General features: G+C 68.3%; 14 protein-coding genes and 1 pseudogene. 12 read left to right on the top strand and 3 right to left on the bottom strand.

The features are described 5' to 3' along the window. Window positions 1–111: 111 nt before the first annotated feature. From ABT009_RS03230 to yjfF, 6 genes are all read left to right on the top strand, one after another. Window positions 112–1,149 (top strand): zinc-dependent alcohol dehydrogenase, encoded by a 1,038-nt coding sequence (locus tag ABT009_RS03230; RefSeq protein ID WP_351288966.1) that lies wholly within the window; start codon window positions 112–114, stop codon window positions 1,147–1,149. Window positions 1,150–1,872: 723 nt separating this feature from the next. Then, entirely contained in the window at window positions 1,873–2,901 is a 1,029-nt protein-coding gene (locus tag ABT009_RS03225) for a LacI family DNA-binding transcriptional regulator (RefSeq protein WP_351288964.1), read from the top strand. A gap of 157 nt (window positions 2,902–3,058) precedes the next feature. Beyond that, entirely contained in the window at window positions 3,059–4,066 is a 1,008-nt protein-coding gene (locus tag ABT009_RS03220) for an ABC transporter substrate-binding protein (RefSeq protein WP_351288962.1), read from the top strand. A gap of 174 nt (window positions 4,067–4,240) precedes the next feature. Continuing rightward, window positions 4,241–5,776, top strand: coding sequence for a sugar ABC transporter ATP-binding protein (locus tag ABT009_RS03215; protein WP_351288960.1), 1,536 nt, complete (start codon window positions 4,241–4,243; stop codon window positions 5,774–5,776). Continuing rightward, a complete protein-coding gene (locus ABT009_RS03210) occupies window positions 5,773–6,861 on the top strand; it encodes an ABC transporter permease (protein ID WP_351288958.1) in 1,089 nt (362 codons plus the stop codon). Before ABT009_RS03215 ends, ABT009_RS03210 begins: the two co-directional genes overlap by 4 nt. Next, window positions 6,858–7,880 (top strand): galactofuranose ABC transporter, permease protein YjfF, encoded by a 1,023-nt coding sequence (gene yjfF / locus ABT009_RS03205; RefSeq protein ID WP_351288956.1) that lies wholly within the window; start codon window positions 6,858–6,860, stop codon window positions 7,878–7,880. The genes ABT009_RS03210 and yjfF overlap by 4 nt, the downstream gene beginning before the upstream one ends. Before the next feature lie 87 nt (window positions 7,881–7,967). On the opposite strand, the gene ABT009_RS03200 is transcribed toward yjfF, so the two are convergent. Beyond that, entirely contained in the window at window positions 7,968–8,510 is a 543-nt protein-coding gene (locus ABT009_RS03200; protein ID WP_351288954.1) for an MOSC domain-containing protein, read from the bottom strand. A 446-nt stretch (window positions 8,511–8,956) separates the two neighbouring features. Beyond that, entirely contained in the window at window positions 8,957–9,205 is a 249-nt protein-coding gene (locus ABT009_RS03195; RefSeq protein WP_351288952.1) for a hypothetical protein, read from the bottom strand. 56 nt (window positions 9,206–9,261) lie between these two features. On the opposite strand from ABT009_RS03195, the gene ABT009_RS03190 reads away from it, so the two are divergent. The 6 genes and pseudogenes from ABT009_RS03190 to ABT009_RS03165 all read left to right on the top strand — a co-directional run bounded on the left by ABT009_RS03190 (window position 9,262) and on the right by ABT009_RS03165 (window position 18,071). Further along, window positions 9,262–10,716: a family 43 glycosylhydrolase gene (locus tag ABT009_RS03190; RefSeq protein WP_351289518.1), complete on the top strand. Its 1,455-nt coding sequence runs from the start codon at window positions 9,262–9,264 to the stop codon at window positions 10,714–10,716. Window positions 10,717–10,769: 53 nt separating this feature from the next. Further along, window positions 10,770–12,215: a family 43 glycosylhydrolase gene (locus tag ABT009_RS03185; RefSeq protein ID WP_351288950.1), complete on the top strand. Its 1,446-nt coding sequence runs from the start codon at window positions 10,770–10,772 to the stop codon at window positions 12,213–12,215. Between the two features lie 36 nt (window positions 12,216–12,251). Further along, window positions 12,252–13,616 (top strand): annotated as a pseudogene (locus ABT009_RS03180) (glycoside hydrolase family 43 protein). A 241-nt stretch (window positions 13,617–13,857) separates the two neighbouring features. Then, window positions 13,858–16,074: an MMPL family transporter gene (locus ABT009_RS03175; RefSeq protein ID WP_351288948.1), complete on the top strand. Its 2,217-nt coding sequence runs from the start codon at window positions 13,858–13,860 to the stop codon at window positions 16,072–16,074. 108 nt (window positions 16,075–16,182) lie between these two features. Continuing rightward, window positions 16,183–17,394, top strand: a complete 1,212-nt coding sequence (locus tag ABT009_RS03170) for a sensor histidine kinase (protein ID WP_351288946.1) — start codon at window positions 16,183–16,185, stop codon at window positions 17,392–17,394. Then, window positions 17,391–18,071: a response regulator transcription factor gene (locus tag ABT009_RS03165; protein ID WP_351288944.1), complete on the top strand. Its 681-nt coding sequence runs from the start codon at window positions 17,391–17,393 to the stop codon at window positions 18,069–18,071. Before ABT009_RS03170 ends, ABT009_RS03165 begins: the two co-directional genes overlap by 4 nt. A gap of 25 nt (window positions 18,072–18,096) precedes the next feature. Here the strand turns inward: ABT009_RS03165 and ABT009_RS03160 are convergent, their stop codons facing one another. Continuing rightward, window positions 18,097–19,758, bottom strand: coding sequence for an AMP-binding protein (locus ABT009_RS03160; protein ID WP_351288942.1), 1,662 nt, complete (start codon window positions 19,756–19,758; stop codon window positions 18,097–18,099). Window positions 19,759–19,829 lie beyond the last annotated feature (71 nt).

Genomic DNA, 19,829 nt, shown 5'->3' with positions numbered 1-19,829 from the left:
GATTGTCGGCAGAGGCACGACGACGGGCCGGGGCCCGCCGGGAGAGCCTGGGGCGGTACCCGAAACCGGGTGTGGCGACCCCGTGCCGCCTGCGAGAAGGAGAGTCATTCCATGGCAACGATGAAGTCCGTACAGACCGGCGCGGTGGGCACGGTCGACGTCATCGACATCGAACGCCCGGTTCCCGGCCCCAAGGACGCGCTGCTGCGGATACGCGCCTGCGGGATCTGCGGCACCGATGTGGCCTTCCTGCACATGGGAGGCGTGCCGTTCGGGCCGGGCGGGGAGATGATCTCGCTGCCGCTCGGGCACGAGCCGGCGGGCGAGATCGTCGAGGTGGGCGCCGGGGTCACCGGCCTGAAGGCAGGCGACCGGGTGGTCGTCAACCCGCAGGGCGCTCCTTCGGGCATCATCGGCTGCGGCGGTGCGCTGGGCGGCATGCGCGAGTACCTGCTCATCGAGAACGCCGTCGTGGGGAAGAGTGTGGCGGTCATTCCCGACTCGGTACCCTTCGACGTCGCCGCGCTCAACGAGCCCATGGCGGTCGCGCGGCACTGTGTCAATCGCTCCGAGGCGCGGGCGACGGACAAGGTCGTGGTGTTCGGGGCCGGGCCCATCGGGCTCGGAGCCACGATCTGGCTGAAGCTTCGCGGGGTGAAGCACGTGACCGTCGCGGACGTCATGCCCGAGCGCCTCGAGACGGCGCTGGCAGTCGGGGCCGACGCCGTCATCGACTCATCCCGCGAGGACGTGACGGCGCGCCTGACGGAGCTGCACGGCCAGGGCGCCAACGCACTCGGCCAGCCCCGCCCCGACACCGACATCTACATCGACGCGGCAGGCGTCGCCGTAGTCGCCAACACCGCGCTGCAGTCGGCGAAGTGGGGCGCCAAGCTCGTCGTCGTGGCCGCCCACAAGAAGCCCGAACCCATCGATCTCGGCGCGATGCTCAGGAGCGAGATGACCATCATCGCGTCCCAGGGCTACCCCACGGAGATCTTCGAGGTGACCGAGGAGATCGCCGAGCACCAGGAGCTCTTCGCGCGACTGATCAGTCACCGCGTTCCCTTCTCCGACGTCGAGCGGGCCTTCGAGCTGACGCTGACGCCGGGGGCGGCGGAGAAGGTCGTCGTCACCTTCGACGAATAATTCTGGGCGGGCGCAGCGCTCGGCCAGGCGGACAGGGCTCGATCCCGTGCGGGATCGAGCCCTGACGCATCGCGGCGATCGCTCACGAGCAGCACGGCGCGGATCAGCGCGTCTTCGCACCGACGCCCTGCGCGTGGGCCGTACGCCTTGAGGGCCATGCGGTTCCTTCCCGAGGCAGGAAAACCGATCCCGCGCCACGACTGGTCGATATATCGCACATCGATCGGATTGCCGAACCGATCGGCGCTGAAAATAAAGGCATCGCCACACGGAAGTCAACGCACAGGCGGCACTTAGTGTTTCGGGGCGCCGGAACCGGCCACACACCGCGGCCCCAAGCCGCCCAGCACGCCACCCTGCGTTACTCAAACGTGACATCGCGCTGGCGCATCGCTTCTTGACTGCCGCGGATTGTTAGCGCTCACAATGACCCTTGCATCCGCCCGGTTCGGCTTCCAAGGAGGAACTGTGGTGACACGACGGGGAGTTGTGCCGCCTTCATGACCAGTGCTGTTTGAACTTCCTGGATCAACGCCGGTCCTTCCTGGCCGGCACGCTTACAGCCCGCTATCCGACGATGCCTCGGATACGGAACCGACCGCACCTTTCCAGAGCATTACTTGACGGACAGTCACCATCGGGGGATGGGCCGCAAGCCCCTTGGCGCCACCTTCTCCACCGATGCCGCATACCTGCCCCACGACCGCCCAAGGAGGTGCGGCCATGGCACAACCATCGCTTCGGCCGCCCACCATGACGGATGTCGCCCGGCGTGCGGGGGTGTCCCACCAGACCGTTTCGCGTGTGCTGGGGGACCACCCCAACGTGCGGGACGACACACGCGCCAAGGTGCTGAACGCGATCGGAGAACTGGGCTACCGCCGCAACTCCTCCGCACGGGCCTTGGTCACCCGGCGCACGCGGACCCTGGGAGTCGTCGCCTCCAACAGCACCCTGTACGGCCCGGCCAGCACACTGTTCGCACTCGAGGAGGCAGCACGCGCCAAGGGCTATCTCGTCTCCACGGTCAGTCTGCGCAAGTTGACCGTGAAGACGCTGTCCGAGGCCCTGGACCGCCTCATCGAGGGCGGCGTGGACGGGTTGCTCACCGTCGCCCCGCAGCAGTCCGCGGCAGCCGCCCTCACCGAACTCAGCACCCCCTTCCCGGTCGTGACCGTGGGGAGCGGGAGCGGAGCGGGAATTCCCGGCGTCACCGTCGATCAGCACCTGGGCGCGCGGCTGGCCACCGGCCATCTGCTGGACGCCGGCCACCGCAGGGTCTGGCATGTCGCCGGACCGGAGGACTGGCAGGAGGCTCAGGACCGGGCCGACGGCTGGCGAGCGGCACTCGCAGCGGCGGGGATCGAGCCGCCTGAGCCGCCGCTGAGTGGCGACTGGAGCCCGCTGTCGGGCTATCGGGCAGGCCAGGAGCTCGTCGTACGAGCGGGCCGGGAGCTGACTGCGGTCTTCGTGGCCAACGACCAGATGGCACTGGGGGTGTTGCGGGCTCTGCGGGAGGCGGGGCTGCGAACTCCCCACGATGTGGCGGTGGTCGGCTTCGACGACATCCCGGAGGCGGAGTTCTTCGCTCCACCGCTCACCACCGTCCGCCAGGACTTCACGGCGGTGGGCAGGCGAAGTATCACCCTGCTTCTCGACCGGATCGAAGGCCGGGAATCCTCCCCACCCCGGATCGTCATCGAGCCTCAGCTCATCATCCGCACCAGCACCTCTCCGTCCCCTCCACCCTGACTCGGCGTCACCCTCCGCGCCCCTCCGACCTGGCCGTACGCCACGGACACGCATGACCGGTATGTCGAACACCGACCGACCAATTGAACACAGTCCAGCCTTTCCCCGACAATCACCAGCAGGTCCTTCCCGGACCGGCTCCTCAAAGGAGAAGCACATGCTCAACAGGCGCAACTTCATCGCGGCGGCAGTCGGCGTGGCGGCCGCGGGCGGGCTGGCTGCCTGCGCCAAGAAGGACGACTCCTCCTCCGACTCCTCCGGCAGCGGCGGGGACAAGGCGATCACCCTTGGCTTCTCCCAGGTCGGTTCGGAGAGCGGCTGGCGCACCGCCAACACCGACTCGGTGAAGGAGGCGGCCAAGGAGGCGGGTTACACCCTGAAGTTCTCCGACGCCCAGCAGAAGCAGGAGAACCAGATCTCCGCGATCCGCAGCTTCATCGCCCAGAACGTGGACGTCATAGCCTTCTCGCCGGTGGTCGTCACCGGCTGGGACGCGGTGCTGAAGGAGGCCAAGGCCAAGAAGATCCCGGTCGTCCTCACCGACCGCTCCGTCGAGACCTCCGACGAGTCCCTGTACGTGACCCTGGTCGGCTCCGACTTCACGGACGAGGGCAGGCGCGCGGCCCGGATCCTGGAGAAGGTCCTCGAGAAGGCCGGCCACAAGGGCGCCGTGAAGATCGCGCAGCTGGAGGGCACCACCGGTGCCGCGCCGGCGATCGAGCGCGCCAAGGGCTTCAAGGAGGTCATGGAGGCGGACCACAAGGACGACTGGAAGATCGTCGTCAGCCAGACCGGCGACTTCACGCGGGCCGGCGGCAAGCAGGTCATGGCGGCCTTCCTGCAGTCCCACCCGGAGATCAACGTGCTGTTCGCGCACAACGACGACATGGCCATCGGCGCCATCCAGTCCATCGAGGCGGCGGGCAAGAAGCCCGGCAAGGACATCCTGATCGTCTCGATCGACGGCGTCCACGACGGCTTCGTGGCCATGTCCGAGGGCAAGATCAACGCGATCGTCGAGTGCAACCCGCTGCTGGGCCCCCAGCTCATGGAGGTCGTGAAGAAGGTCCACGACGGCGAGTCGGTCGAGCAGTGGATCAAGACCAAGGAGGGCGACTTCATGCAGGACCAGGCCAAGGCCGCGCTCCCGGACCGCAAGTACTGACCGAACCGCGCGTACTGACCATCCGCAAAGTACGACCAACCGCAAAGTACTGACCGGACTGCAGGTACCAACCGGACCACCGGCAGGAGCCCCCGAGCCGAACCCTTCGGCCGAGGGGGCTCCCTGCGGACCGGCTCTCTGCGGTCCTGAACGAAATCCATGAGGAGCGCTGCCATGGCAGAGCCGCGGCCCGTCCTGGAGATGACGGGCATAGTCAAAGAGTTTCCGGGGGTACGGGCTCTGTCGGGTGTCGACTTCCGGCTCTTCCCCGGCGAGATCCACGCCCTGCTCGGCGAGAACGGCGCCGGGAAGTCCACCCTCATCAAGGTGCTGACCGGGGTCCACTCCCTGGACGGCGGCACGATCACCCTCGACGGGCAGTCCGTGCGGTTCGCCAGCCCCCTGCAGGCGCAGCAGGCCGGTATCAGCACGGTCTACCAGGAGGTCAACCTCTGCCCCAACCTGTCGGTGGCGGAGAACATCTTCATCGGACGCGAACCGACCCGCGCGGGCCGCATCCAGTGGAAGCAACTGCGCCGGAAGGCAGCGGAGTTGGTCGACCGGCTCGGCCTCGACATCGACGTCACCGCACCCCTGTCCTCGTACCCGCTCGCCGTACAGCAACTCGTCGCGATCGTACGGTCGGTGGGCACAAGCGACCGCGGCGAGGGATCGGGCACCAAGGTGCTGATCCTGGACGAGCCGACATCCAGCCTCGACCGCGACGAGGTCCTCGAACTCTTCGCTCTGATGCGGAGGTTGAAGGAGGAGGGCGTCGCGATCCTGTTCGTCTCGCACTTCCTCGACCAGATCTACGAGGTCTGCGACCGGATGACCGTACTGCGCAACGGCACCCTGGTCGGCGAGCACATGGTCACCGACCTCGACCAGGTCGGTCTCGTCCAGTTGATGATCGGCAAGGCCCTGGACCAGCTGGAGGAGCTCCACGACCACCAGTTGCACTCCGACGTCGGTGAGCCGCTGCTCCAGGCGGACGGCCTCGGCAGGACCGGCGGCATCGCCCCCTTCGACCTGGAGATCAAGAAGGGCGAGGTGATCGGGCTCGCCGGTCTGCTCGGGTCGGGCCGTACCGAACTCGCCCGGCTGCTCTTCGGCGCCGACCAGCCGGACAGCGGCAAGGTGACGGTCGGCGGCAAGCAGGTCTCGATGAGCGCCCCGAACGACGCGATCGGCGCGGGCATCGCGTTCTGCTCGGAGAACCGCAAGACCGAGGGCCTCGTACCGGATCTGACGGTGCGGGAGAACATCATCCTCGCCCTGCAGGCGGCGCGCGGCTGGACACGGCCCATCCCGGTCTCCCAGCGCGACGAACTCGTCGCCAAGTACATCAGGGCGCTGGACATCCGCCCTGCCAACCCGGAGGCCCGCGTCGGTCAGCTCAGTGGCGGGAACCAGCAGAAGGTGCTGCTGGCCCGCTGGCTGATCACCCAGCCGAAGCTGCTGATCCTGGACGAGCCGACGCGCGGCATCGACATCGGCGCGAAGGCGGAGATCCAGAAACTCGTGGTCTCGCTCTCCGAGGACGGCATGTCCGTGCTGTACATCGCGGCGGAGCTGGAGGAGGTACTCCGGCTCAGTCACACCATCGGAGTGCTGCGCGACCGCCGGCTGGTGGCGCAGCTCGCCAACGGGCCCGATATCACCACCAGCCGGATCCTGGAGACCATCGCGAGCGGAGAGCACCAGTGACCACCACTTCCCGATGGCGAGCGCTGACGCACCACCAGCTGTTCTGGCCGGTCGCGGTCCTGGTCGTGCTGCTGCTCGTCAACGTCCCCTTCACCCCGGACTTCTTCTCGGTCAAGATGTCGAACGGCCACCTTTACGGCAGCCTCGTCTCGATCGTGCTGTTCGGCTCGCCCCTGATCCTGGTGGCGGTCGGCATGACGCTGGTGATCGCCACCGGCGGCATCGACCTCTCCGTCGGTGCGGTGGTCGCGATCGCCGGGGCGCTGGCCTGCTCCTACGTCAGCGACCAGGCCGACCAGAGCGCCCTCTCCGGGGTGCTGCTCGCGATGGGCCTCGCGCTCCTTGCCGCGCTCGTCTGCGGCCTGTGGAACGGCTTCCTGGTCGCCAGGATGGGCATCCAGCCGATCATCGCCACGCTGATCATCATGGTCGCCGGGCGCGGTGTGGCCCAGCTGATCACCGACGGGCAGATCATCACCGTCAACAGCGAGCCGTACAAGCTGATCGGCGGCGGCTACTGGCTGACGCTGCCGTTCTCCATCTTCGTGGTGGCCGTCGTCGTGGCCGTCACCGTGGTGCTGACCCGCCGCACGGCTCTCGGGCTGCTCGTCGAGTCGGTCGGAGGCAACGCCGAGGCCAGCCGCCTGGTCGGTATCAGGTCCCGGCGGATCAAGATCATGGTCTATGTGTTCTGCGCGCTGTGCGCGGGCATCGCGGGCCTGATGATCAGCTCCAACACCTCGGCCGCCGACGGCAACAACGCCGGTCTGTGGATCGAGCTGGACGCGATCCTGGCGGTGGTCATAGGCGGCACCTCGCTGCTGGGCGGCCGGTTCTCCATCGGCGGCACGGTCGTCGGAGCCCTGGTCATCCAGACCCTGACCACCACGATCTACACCATCGGCGTGCCAACCCAGACCAACCTGGTCTTCAAGGCCGCCGTCGTCATCGTCGTCTGCCTGCTGCAGTCCCCGAAGTTCCGCGCCAAGGTCCTCGGCGCGAAGGCAGGCGGTAAGCGGGCCGCGGCCCCGGCGGAGACCGCCGGGACGACCGAGGCCGCACCCAAGATGGAGGTGTCGTCGTGAGTGCGACCACCCAGAGGCGCCCGGCGGCGGACAGCCGCCCGACAAGCAAGACCGCGCGACTGCTCGGCGACCGGCGCCTGCCCGTCCTGGTGACGGCCGCGCTGTTCCTGTTGATGTACGCCGCCGGGCTGAGCCGGTACCAGAACTACGGGTTCGCCGAAGCGCAGGTCTTCCTGAACTTGTTCATCGACAACGGCTATCTGCTGGTCGCCGCCGTGGGTGCCACCTTCGTCATCCTGTCCGGCGGGATCGACCTATCCGTCGGCTCGGTCATCGGCTTCACGACCATGTTCACCGCGTGGCTGGTGGAGCGTCAGGGTCTGCCCATCATGCTCGTCATCCCCATGGCCCTGGCTGTGGGCGCCTTCGGCGGTTTCCTGATGGGCTATGTGATCCACAACTTCGAGATCCAGCCCTTCATCGTGACTCTCGCCGGCCTCTTCCTCTTCCGCGGCCTGTGCCTGGTCATCAGCAAGGAGTCGATCTCCATCAGCGACTCCTCCGTGAGCAGCATGGCCCAGGCACAGGTGTCGCTGGGCGCGGGATTCCTGTCGGTCGGCGCGATCGTGTCCCTGGTCGTCCTAGGCGCCGCGTTCTACGTCCTGCACTACACCCGCTTCGGACGCCGGGTGTACGCCATCGGCGGCAACGAGCAGTCCGCCCTGCTGATGGGTCTTCCGCAGGGCGGCACGAAGATCGCCGTGTACACGGTGAGCGGTTTCTGCTCGGCGCTCGCCGGACTGCTGTTCACCCTGTACATCCAGTCCGGTGACCCGTTGCACGCCACCGGCATGGAACTCGACGCGATCGCGGCGGTGGTCATCGGCGGCACGCTGCTCACGGGCGGCACCGGCTATGTGCTGGGCACCCTGTTCGGTGTGCTCGTCCTCGGCCTGATCAAGAGCATCATCCAGTTCGAGGGCACGCTCAGCTCCTGGTGGACGAAGATCGCCACGGGTGTGCTGCTGTGCGTGTTCATTCTGATTCAGCGCGCGATGACGGCGCGTAAGAAGACCTGAGCGGGGACGGTCACCGCGCCGCACCCCCATGAGATGGGGCCCGGTCCTGCGGGACCGGGCCCCATCTCATCTCACTGGGAAGCGGGATCAGACCCGATCGAGCGGCCGATGCGGCTCGGCCGGGAGCTCGGCGCGGATCGTGTCGCCGGGCCGAATCTCGCCGCCCCGCAGGACGATGCCCATGATTCCGGCTTTGCGTACGACGTTGCCGGATTCGTCGCGGCCGACCACCTGCTTCAGCAGGCCGATCTGGAAGGCGTCGATCTGCAGGCAGGGGTTGCGCAGGCCGGTCACCTCCACGGTCGCTTCCTCGCCGATGTGCAGCACCGTGCCGACGGGCAGACCGAGCAGGTCGATGCCGCTGGTGGTGATGTTCTCGCCGAGCTGTCCCGGGGACACCTTGAACCCCTCCTCGGCGACTTCGGCGAAGAGCTCCTCGTGGATGAGGTGCACTTGCCGCAGGTTGGGCTGAGTGGGGTCCTGGGCGACCCGCGAACGGTGCTTGACCGTCACCCCGGCGTGTACGTCTCCCTCGACACCGAGCCCGGCAAGCAACGTGATGCCGTCCCGGTTCGGTTTGGTGAACGAGTATTCGCTGTTGCTGCTGACAGCCGTGACCGTTCCCTGCACCGCAGTGCCCTCCCATTCCAATGGTGACGTCCCGCCAGAAGCGTACGCGGAGGTAGTCGCCGAGGACGTCGCCAGTGCCGTGCAGCGTCTACGAGGACACGTCGGCGGTCGTGCTGCTGGTCTCGATCCAGCCGAAGGCCGTGAGTTCGTCGACGAGCCGGGCGACTGGCGCGACGGCGTCGTCGGTGTCGCAGTCGGCCGCGTCGGCGAGGATGGTCTACCAGATCCTGCTCGCTACGCGGCTCGTGCAGGGCCTCCAGGAGGATGCGCGCCGCCTTGTTGACGCTCGATCTCCACGGAGGCACGGCTATCCGCATTTCTTCGGCGATTTCGGCCGCCTCGGCGAATTGGTCGACTCTGGCGCCTTTCAATCGCGGTGTTTGGCAACGAGTACCGAGTCGATCCGAGTGTCCCCGAAACCGAAAGGGACGTGTCGACGCGACCGGCTAGTCCAGCGGCACCGCGACGGCCCGGGGCGGCGGCGCGTCGCGGCCGGACAGCAGCCCGTCGAAGGTCGCGGCCGGCACGCCGTTCGCCGTCAGCCAGTCCGCCAGGTGCACGTCGTCCGTGACAACACCCGGTCCTTTACGCAACGGAAAACCGAGAAAACCAAATCTGTCAGAACTGTTGACGCGTACACCACCCGTCCCTATCTTCTGCTCGAAGTTACGCACATTGTTCGAAATTTCGGGCATTCGTGCCGTCAGAGAAGGGGACCCGCGTGTTCCGCACCCGTCACTGGCTCACCCTCATGGCCGCACTTCTGGCGATGTTCGTTCCGGTCGTCGTCCAGCCGGCGGCCGCCGCGGAGGGGCGGCCGTACACGAACCCCATCAAGTCGGTGAAGGGCGCCGACCCCTGGCTGGAGTACTACAACGGCAACTACTACCTGGTCACCACGTCCTTCACCGGCGTGCTGACGATGCGTAAGTCACCGACGCTGGCCGGGCTTTCCACGGCACCCAGCGTCCAGGTCTGGAGCGACACCACGTCCACCCGGAACACCAACTTCTGGGCACCGGAGATCCACTTCTTCGACGGCCACTGGTACCTGTACTACTCCGCCGGGCAGAGCGGTGTCGCCTGCTGCGACTCCCAGCGCACCTACGTCCTGGAGAGCGCGGGCACCGACCCGATGGGCCCGTACACCTTCAAGAACCAGCTCACCGGCTCCAATCTCGACCCCGGCGGCTGGCTCATCGACGCCAGCGTCCTGCAGCACGGCAACAGCCTGTACCTGGTGGGCAGCGGCTTCATCAACGGCAGTACGCAGAGCCTGGTCATCGCGCCGATGAGCAACCCGTACACGCTGAGCAGCTCCACGTTCACCATCATCTCCAGCCCGACTCTGAGCTGGGAGACGTCCGGCAGCCCGGTCAACGAGGGTCCCCAGCCGCTGTACCACGGCGGCAGGACGTTCCTCACCTACTCGGCAAGCTCCTGCCAGACCGCGGACTACAAGCTGGGCCAGTTGGAACTGACGGGCAGCGACCCGCTCAATCCCGCTGCCTGGACGAAGAAGCAGAGCCCGGTGTTCCAGCGCAACGACGCGGCCGGGGTGTACGGGCCGGGGCACAACGGGTTCTTCACGTCGCCGGACGGCACCGAGAACTGGATCGTCTACCACGCCAACGACTCCGCGAGCGGCGGCTGCGGCAACGGCCGTACGACGCGGGCGCAGAAGTTCACGTGGAACGCCGACGGTACGCCGAACTTCGGCACGCCGGTCGCGACCGGAACCACCCTCGCGGGTCCTTCGGGGGAGACGGCGGCGACGCCGACGGCGTACACGCTGGTGAACCGCAACAGCGGAAAGTGCCTGGATGTGGAGGGCGGCAACACCGCGGACGGCACCAACATCTTCCAGTGGACCTGCACCGGCGGGGCCAACCAGAAGTGGCGGATCGAGGACCTCGGCAACGACACCAGCCGACTGGTGAACGTGGCCACCGGCAAGGTCGTGGACACCGCCGACTGCTCGACTGCCGACGGCGCCGACATCCGCCAGTGGTCCTGGCTGAACAACAACTGCCAGAAGTCCCGCCTCGTGTACACGGCCACCGGTAACTACGTGCGGATCGTCAACGCGAACAGCGGCAAGGTCGCGGACGTCGCCAACTGCGGTACCGCCGACGGCACCGACGTACGCCAGTGGACCTGGCTCAACAACAACTGCCAGCAGTGGCAGCTTCGCCCCACCACCTGAGTCGCATCACCTGAATCTCGCTTCACCACCCGAACCAGGAGACGCCACCCCCCATGAGACGCCTCATCGCCCGTGTGGTGACGGCTGTGCTCGCCGCACTCGCCGTACTGACCACCGGAACCCCTGCGCACGCGGCCGCGCCCGCCTCGCCCGCCGTGACGTTCACCAACCCGATCGCCGAACAGCGCGCCGACCCGCACATCTACAAGCACACCGACGGCTACTACTACTTCACCGCAACCGTCCCCGCGTACGACAAGATCGTCCTGCGCCGGGCCACCACCCTCCAGGGCCTGTCCACGGCCCCTGAGACCACCATCTGGACCAAGCATGCCAGCGGCGTCATGGGCGCCCACATCTGGGCGCCGGAGATCCACTTCATCGACGGCAAGTGGTACGTGTACTTCGCCGCCGGGTCGACCAGTGACCAGTGGGCCATCCGGATGTACGTACTGGAGAGCTCGGCCGCGAACCCCCTGACCGGCACCTGGACCGAGAAGGGACAGATCAAGACGCAGTGGGAGAGCTTCTCGCTCGACTCCACGACGTTCGTCGTGGGTGGCGTGCGCTATCTGGCCTGGGCCCAGCGCAATCCCGCGGAGAACAACAACACCAGCCTGTTCATCGCCAAGATGTCCAACCCCTGGACCATCAGCGGCACTCCGGCGGAGATCTCCCAGCCCACGCTGTCCTGGGAGACCGTCGGCTACAAGGTCAACGAAGGTCCGGCCGTCATCCAGAAGAACGGCAAGGTCTTCATGAGCTACTCGGCCAGCGCCACCGACAGCAACTACTGCCTCGGCCTGCTGACCGCATCCGCCTCGGCCGATCTGCTCGACCCCGCCTCCTGGAGCAAGAGCCAGCAGCCGGTCTTCAAGAGCAACGACGCCACCGGCCAGTACGGCCCCGGCCACAACTCGTTCACCGTCTCCGAGGACGGCAAGTCGGACATCCTCGTCTACCACGACCGCAACTACAAGGACATCTCCGGCGACCCTCTGAACGACCCCAACCGCCGCACCCGCATCCAGAAGCTGTACTGGAACGCCGACGGCACGCCCAACTTCGGCATCCCCGTCGCCGACGGCGCCACCCCGGTCCGCTTCTCCTCGTACAACTTCCCCGACCGGTTCATCCGCCACTGGGAGTTCCGCGGCAAGCTCGAACCCAACGTCACCAACCTCGCCGACTCCCAGTTCCGCGTGGTGACCGGCCTCGCCGGGAGCGGCACCGTCTCCCTCGAATCGGCCAACTACCCCGGCTACTACCTCCGCCACAAGAACTTCGAGGTCTGGGTGGAGAAGAACGACGGGACCACGACCTTCAAGAACGACGCCAGCTTCAACCAGCGCGCGGGCCTCGCCGACACGGCCGCCGGGGTCTCCTTCGAGTCGTACAACTACCCGGGCCGCTACATCCGGCATTACGACTACCTGCTCTACGTCCAGCCCGCCGACACGACGACCGCCAAGGCTGACGCGACCTTCTACGCCGAGTGACGCGTATTCAGGGCCCTTTTCCACAAGGAGGTTTCAATGAAGAGACCCATGCGAGGCCTGCTCGCCCTCGTCGCAACCCTGGCGGCCGTGCTGCTCGGCATCACCGCCCCTGCCGCGCAGGCTGCGCACCCGGCGCCGGGTTCGGCGACGCGGTACACGATGACCGCGTTCACCAACAGCAGCGAGTCCAACATGTACGTCTACGACTCGCCCGACGCCACCGGCTTCACGCTCCGGAAGGGCCCGGCGTACACCCCGCCGTCCGGCCTGATCCGTGACCCCAGCATCTTCAAGCACACCGACGGCTACTACTACCTGACCTACACCACCCGCACCTGGTCCGCGCTGTCCACCACCATCGGCTTCGCCCGCTCCACCGACCGCCTCAACTGGACATTCCTGTACGACTACACGGTCCCCATCAGCGGTCTGCAGCGCGCCTGGGCGCCCGAGTGGTTCGTCGACACGGACGGCAGCGTCAACATCATCCTGTCGGCTTCCGTCGCGGCCGACGGCGAGTGGATCTTCAAGCCGTACAAGCTCACCGCGACCAACGCATCGCTGACGGCCTGGTCCGCTCCGACGCTGCTGTCCGGCATCGGTCCGAACTACATCGACACCTTCATCGTCAAGATCGGCTCCACGTACCACGCGTTCACCAAGAACGAGACGACGAAGTACATCGAGTACGCCACCGCCTCCAGCCTCACCGGCCCGTACACCTTGCGGAAGACGGGCAACTGGGCGGGCTTCGGCTCCGGCGTCGAGGGCCCGGCTCTGGTCCAGCTCGACAACGGCGGCTGGCGGATCTACTTCGACGGGTACTCCGCAGGGAAGTACTGGTACAGCGACAGCTACGACAACTTCGCCACCTGGTCGACGCCCACCGAACTGCCCGGGCTGACCGGCTTCGTACGTCATCTCACCGTGCTCAAGGAGACGGTCGCCGGCGGAGTCACCCTCCCGACGAACACCTCGCGGTCGCTGCAGTCGGTGAACTAGCCGAGCCGTTACGGCGTCGTCCGCTCGGACAGCCTCGGTTATGTCGACCCGGTGACGTCCTCCAGCACTGCGGCCGTCAAGCAGAGCGCCACGTGGACGATCGTGCCCGGCCTGGCCGACGCCAACTGCTACTCCTTCCGCGACTCGGCCGGCCGCTATCTGAGGCACTACGCGTTCCGGGCCCGCTTCGACACGAGCAACGGCACGTCGACGTTCAACAAGGACGCGACGTTCTGCGCCCGCCCCGGCACGGCCGGCGGCTCCGTGCGGCTGGAGTCGTACAACTACCCGGGCCGCTATCTGCGCCACTACAACTTCGAGTTGCGGGTGGACCTCTATCAGGACTCGGACACCTTCCGCGCGGACAGCTCGTTCACGGCGGTCACGCCCTGGGCGTGACCGGCCCCGACCCACACCGCCGAGAGACTCGGGCGGGCTGGATCTTCCAGCCCGCCCGGGTCTCTGAGCACCCGCCCCGTGGTCAAGAGAAGGCGGGGCGGTCGTGCCCCCGGAGGACGTGCGGACGCCCGGCGTACTGCGTTCTCAGTAGCCGGGATTGTCGGTAGGCGCACGACGACGCGACGGGCCCTGGCCGGAGAACCTGTGGAGGTCCCGAAACCAGATGTGGAGGCCTCCTGCCGTGGCTGCTTTCCTGTACCGACTGGGCCGTGTGGCCTTCCGGTGGCGTTGGTTCGTCACCCTGCTGTGGGTGGCGGTGCTGACCGCCGTCGGCTTCGCCGCCGCCAAGGCGCCCGCCGCTCCCGACGACGGCTTCTCCATGCCGGGCATCGAGTCGCAGAAGGCCTTCGACCTGCTCGAGCAGCGCTTCCCCGGCTCCACGGCCGACGCGGCGGTCGCCCGGATCGTCTTCGTCGCTCCGACCGGCGAGAAGATCACCGCGGCCGACAACCGCGTAGTGATCAAGAAGACCGTGACCGAGGCGGCCGACGGCTCCCAGGTCGCCGCCGCGGTGAACCCCTTCCAGGCCAAGGCCGTCAGCAAGGACGCCTCCACCGCCTACGCCACCGTCACCTTCAAGGCCAAGGCCGACGATCTCACCGACGCCGCCAAGAACCACCTTCAGCACGCCATCGACCAGGCCCGCGACGCCGGCCTGACCGTCGAGGTCGGCGGGAACGCGCTGGCCACCCAGCCCGCGGCGGGCGGGCCGGCCGAGGTCATCGGCATCGCCATCGCCGCCGTCGTCCTGCTGATCACCTTCGGCTCACTGGCCGCCGCCGGGCTGCCTCTGCTGACCGCCATCCTCGGCGTGGGCATCAGCATGGCCGCCATCCTCGCCCTGGGCAGCGCCTTCGGGCTCTCGGAGACGACCGGCACCCTGGCCACCATGCTGGGCCTGGCCTGCGGCATCGACTACGCCCTCTTCGTCGTCTCCCGCTACCGGGAAGAGCGCGCCAAGGGCCACGCACCCCGGGAAGCGGCCGGTCTGGCCGCCGGTACGGCCGGATCGGCAGTCGTCTTCGCCGGGCTCACCGTCGTCATCGCCCTCGCCGGGCTGTCGGTGGTCGGCATCCCGATGCTCACCAAGATGGGCCTGGCCGCCGCCGGCGCCGTCGTCATCGCCGTCCTGATCTCCCTCACCCTCGTACCCGCCATCCTCGGGTTCTGGCCCAACGCCGCCCTGTCACGCTCCGCTCGCAAACGCGGCACGATCCAGCCCGCCGACGCACACAACGGCGGCAGCCGCTGGGCCCGGATCGTGGTGCGCCACCCCCTCCCCGTGCTGCTGCTCGGTGTCGTGGGCCTGGGCGCCATCGCCACCCCCGTCATGGACCTCCAGCTCGGCATGCCCGGCGACGAGGCGAAGCCCACCTCCACCACCGAACGCCGCGCCTACGACGCCCTCGCCGACGGCTTCGGCCCCGGCTTCAACGGACCGCTGACCATCGTCGTCGACGCCCGTGCGGCCGAGCACCCGAAGACGGCCGTGTCCACCATCGCCAAGAAGATCGCGGCCACTGACGGAGTCGTCTCCGTCTCCCCCGCCCGCTTCAACCCCGACGGCGACACCGCCGTCTTCACCGCCATCCCCACCACCAGCCCCACAGACGAGAAGACCAAAACCCTCGTCCACACCATCCGCGACAACCGGCCCGCCATCGAGAGCCGAGCGGGGGCGAGCTTCGAGGTCACCGGCACCACCGCCCTGAACATCGACGTCGCCCAGAAGGTCCAGGACGCCCTCATCCCCTACCTCGCCGTCGTCGTAGGCCTGGCCGTCGTCCTGCTCCTGCTGGTCTTCCGCTCCCTCCTCGTCCCCCTCAAGGCAGCCCTCGGCTTCCTCCTCTCCGTCCTGGCCGCCCTCGGCTCGGTCATCGCCGTCTTCCAGCAGGGCCACGGCGCCGACCTCCTCGGCGTCGAACAGACCGGCCCCATCATGAGCCTCATGCCGATCTTCCTCGTCGGCATCGTCTTCGGCCTCGCCATGGACTACGAGGTGTTCCTGGTCTCCCGGATGCGCGAGGCGTACGTCCACGGTGACCGGCCCGCCCAGGCCATCGTCACCGGCTTCCGCTACAGCGCCCGCGTGGTGGTCGCCGCCGCACTGATCATGATGGCCGTCTTCTCCGGCTTCGTCGGCGCCCAGGAATCCATGATCAAGATGATCGGGTTCGGCCTCGCCATCGCCGTCCTCTTCGACGCCTTCATCGTCCGCATGGCCATCGTCCCGGCCATCCTCGCCCTCCTCGGAGACAAGGCCTGGTACCTACCCCGCTGGCTCGACCGGCTCCTGCCGAACGTCGACGTCGAGGGCGACGCACTCAGCCGCCGGGACTCCACGAACCCGGCCTCTGCTCCGGGTGACACGGCCGACCGGGAGGTGGCTCGCGTCTGATCACGACCCCCGGCCTGGCTGAGGGCCGTCCGTGATGTGAACCACACGGGCGGCCCACAGCCGACCGAATCGTCCACCATTGTCCAAGCCCCCAACCGGAGAACCCGAATGACCCCCAACCTGGAGGAGTACGCAGCCCGCTATCCCCGTGCCGGGGAAGTGGCCGTGTCCATGGTGATGTTCGGCCTCGCGGTCTTCGGCAGCTCCCTCACCACGCCGGAAACCGACCAGCCCACCAGCATGTGGCCCGCCGTACTGCTCGCGGGGATCGCCTGCCTCGCCCTGCTGAGGCATCGCACCCATCCCCGTACAGCGGTCGTCGTGTCCGCGGTCTGCACCATGACCACGAGCGCACTGGGCTACCTGCTCACCCCCATGCTGCTCGCACCGGTCATGGCAGCGCTCTACTGGCTGGCCGCTCTCACCGACCGGAAGACCACACGTGTCTACGCCGTCGCCACCACCGCACTGCTGGTGGTCACGGCGTTCTTCGCCGACCCCGTCAACCATCCGCTGGTGCTCAGGACGATCGGCCCCGCCTTCTGGCTGCTGGTGCCGGTCGCCGGCGGCACCGCGTCACGGCTGCGGCGCGCCTACGTCGGGGCCATTCAGGCCCGCGCCGAGTACGCCGAGCGGACCCGCGAGGAGGAGGCACGCCACCGGGTGTCCGAGGAGCGCATCCGTATCGCCCGCGAGCTGCACGACGTCGTCGCCCACCATCTGGCCCTGGCCAATGCACAGGCCGGCACCGCCAAGCACCTGGCGCGTACCAATCCCGAGCAGATGCAGAAGATCCTGAACGATCTCGCCGCCACGACCTCCTCGGCGCTGCGCGAGATGAAGGCGACGGTCGGCGTCCTGCGCCAGGCGGACGACCCCGACACGTCGCTGGAGCCGTCGCCGGGACTCGCCCGGCTTCCCGAGCTGATCTCCGCATGCGAGTCCGCCGGGCTCAAAGTCACGGTCACCACCGAAGGCGAACCGCGGCCACTCTCCCCTGGCGTGGACCTGACAGCGTTCCGAATCGTGCAGGAGGCGCTCACCAACGTCACCAAGCACGCTGCCGCGGCGGCGGCGCACGTTCGACTCACGTACTCGTACGACCGGCTGACCATCACGGTCGCCGACGACGGGACCTCCACCTCCCCCACCACTCCCGCGCCGGGCAAGGGCTTCGGCCTCATCGGCATGCGGGAACGCGCCCACTCGGTCGGCGGCGACCTGCAGGCCGGCCACCGCCCGGAGGGCGGTTTCGAAGTCACCACCGCACTGCCGCTGCACCCCTTCGACACGGAACCGGAAGAGGCCAGAACCACATGACCATTCGCGTGCTACTCGCCGACGACCAGGCCCTCCTCCGGGCGACCTTCCGGATCCTGATCGACTCCTGCGCCGACATGGAGGTGATCGACGAGGCCGCTGACGGCAAGGAGGCGGTCGAGCTCGCCCGCACCCACCGCCCCGACATCGTCCTCATGGACATCCGCATGCCCGGCACGGACGGACTCGCCGCGACCGCCGCCCTCTGCGCCGATCCGGACCTGTCCGCCACCCGCGTCCTCATCCTCACCACCTTCGAGACCGACGAGTACGTGGCCCAGGCACTGCGCGCGGGGGCGAGCGGCTTCCTCGGCAAGGACGTGGGGGCCGACGAGCTCCTCACCGGCATCCGCACCGTGGCTGCCGGCGAGTCGCTCCTCTCCCCCATGGCGACACGCAGCCTCATCACCCGCTTCCTCGCCACCCCCGAACCCGGGAACCAGCTCGCGCCGCCCGAGCGCCTCGCCGCTCTCACCGACCGCGAGCGCGAGGTGATGGCGCTTGCCGCGGAGGGCAAGTCCAATGACGAGATCGCCGAGGAGCTCTTCGTCAGCCCGCTGACGGTACGCACCCACGTCCACCGCGCCATGACGAAGCTCGCCGCCCGAGACCGGGCCCAACTGGTCGTCATCGCCTACCAGTCGGGCCTGGTCCGTCCCGCACCGCCTCCGCAGTGAACGCCGGTGTCCGCCGGCAGCGGTGTCAGCCGGCGGCGGCGTGGCGCAGTGCGCGCCGGAGGATCTTGCCGCTGGTGGTCTTCGGCAGCTCCGTCAGCAGCTCGACGCGCCGGGGCGCCTTGTACGCGGCGAGGCGGGCGCGGCAGTGCCCGACCAGGTCCTCGGCGGTCGCCGTGTGCCCAGGCCGCAGACTGACGTATGCCGCGACGGTCTCCCCGCGGTAGGCGTCGGGCTCCCCCACCACGGCGGCCTCCTGGACACCGGGGTGCGTGTAGAGGACGTCCTCGACCTCGCGTGGCCACACCTTGAAGCCCGACGCGTTGATCATGTCCTTCTTGCGGTCGACGACGTAGAACCAGCCCTCGCCGTCCATGAACCCGACGTCGCCGGTGAGCAGCCGTCCGCCGGGGAGTGCCTCGGCGGTCGCGTCCGGCCGGTTCCAGTAGCCGGGTACGACCATGGGGCCCTCGACGGCGATCTCGCCGATGCTGCCGGGCGGCAGGTCCTCGCCGTTCTCGCCGACGATGCGGGCGCCCACGCTCGGCATGGGCAGACCGATCGAGACGGTCCCGGAGTCCGGGTCGACGGGTGCCTCACGGCCCGGGGGGACGTTGATGCAGGGGGCCGTGCACTCCGTGAGCCCATACCCGTTCAGGATGGGCCGGCCGGTGAGGTCGCGGAAGCGGCTCACCACGGCCTCCGGCAGCGGCGCTCCCCCGGAGTGGATGACGCGCAGCGAGGAGAAGGCGTCGGCCTCGAAGTCGGGGTGGGACATGAGCGCGATGAACGCCGTGGAGGGGCCGACCATGTACGCCGGGCGTTCGCGACGGAGCGTCTCCAGCATGACGCCCGGCTCGAAGCGGCCGGACAGGGCCAGGGTGCCGGTCAGGTCGATCGCGGCGAGCAACTGGCAGACCATGCCGGTGATATGGAACAGCGGCGCCATGGCGAGCACGGTGGAGCCCGTCGGGACGCCGAGGTAGAGCCGGTGCATGGCGGCGTTGACCGTGAGGTTGCGGTGGGTGTTGGTGGCGCCCTTGGGGGTGCCGCTGGTTCCGGACGTGTAGGAGATCAGGCCGATGTCGTCGGGGACGGTGCCCGGGTCGGCGACATTTGCGCCGGTGCGGGACCGGGCGGCCTCGAGCAGGTCCTCGACACCTTCGTCGGCACCTTCACCGGCCGGAACCGCGCCCCTGTCACGGCCGTTGGCGGCCGCCGTGTCGGACTCACGGACCGTGAGGGCGATGCGTACGCCCGCGGCGGTGGCCGTGGCGCCGACATGCTCGGCCCATGGGCCCTCGCCGCTGACCAGGGCGGTCACACCGGCGTCCCGCAGCATGTGGTCGAGCTCCTGGCGGTACATCGGGTTGAGCGGTACGACGACGCCCCCGGCCTTCCATGCGCCGAGCAGGGCGAGGACGAAGTGCGGGGTGTTCTGCAGGTAGAGCCCGAGCCGGTCGCCCTTGCGGAATCCGCGCTCCAGCAGATACGCGGCGACGCCGGTGCTCAGCTCATCGACCTGACGGTACGTCAGCGGCGCGCCGAAGGAGGTCAGCGCCGGGCGTTCGGGGGCGGCGGCCACCGCGTCGGCGAACATCTCGAGTGCCGTACGGGGTGACGCCGTTCCGGCCCGGCGGGCCGTCTCGGAGTGCAACACCATCCAGGGTTTGTCGTCGTACCAGCTCATTGCGGCTCGGGTTACCTTTCGCTGGGCCTCCCCCGGGCGGCGACACGGGGGCGGATTCGGTGGGGCGGGGG

The organism is Streptomyces sp. NPDC002896, assembly GCF_040295225.1.
Lineage (GTDB): Bacteria > Actinomycetota > Actinomycetes > Streptomycetales > Streptomycetaceae > Streptomyces.
Note: the sequence above shows the minus strand (reverse complement) of the source record. Positions and strands in the feature narration are given on the sequence as shown.

Coding starts and splice junctions, on each gene's coding strand:
- ABT009_RS03190 (WP_351289518.1), top strand. CDS start 9,262: ATGGCCGCACTTCTGGCGATGTTCGTTCCGGTCGTCGTCCAGCCGGCG.
- ABT009_RS03170 (WP_351288946.1), top strand. CDS start 16,183: ATGACCCCCAACCTGGAGGAGTACGCAGCCCGCTATCCCCGTGCCGGG.
- ABT009_RS03165 (WP_351288944.1), top strand. CDS start 17,391: ATGACCATTCGCGTGCTACTCGCCGACGACCAGGCCCTCCTCCGGGCG.
- ABT009_RS03195 (WP_351288952.1), bottom strand. CDS start 9,205: ATGCCCGAAATTTCGAACAATGTGCGTAACTTCGAGCAGAAGATAGGG.
- ABT009_RS03220 (WP_351288962.1), top strand. CDS start 3,059: ATGCTCAACAGGCGCAACTTCATCGCGGCGGCAGTCGGCGTGGCGGCC.
- ABT009_RS03215 (WP_351288960.1), top strand. CDS start 4,241: ATGGCAGAGCCGCGGCCCGTCCTGGAGATGACGGGCATAGTCAAAGAG.
- ABT009_RS03160 (WP_351288942.1), bottom strand. CDS start 19,758: ATGAGCTGGTACGACGACAAACCCTGGATGGTGTTGCACTCCGAGACG.
- ABT009_RS03185 (WP_351288950.1), top strand. CDS start 10,770: ATGAGACGCCTCATCGCCCGTGTGGTGACGGCTGTGCTCGCCGCACTC.
- ABT009_RS03225 (WP_351288964.1), top strand. CDS start 1,873: ATGGCACAACCATCGCTTCGGCCGCCCACCATGACGGATGTCGCCCGG.
- ABT009_RS03230 (WP_351288966.1), top strand. CDS start 112: ATGGCAACGATGAAGTCCGTACAGACCGGCGCGGTGGGCACGGTCGAC.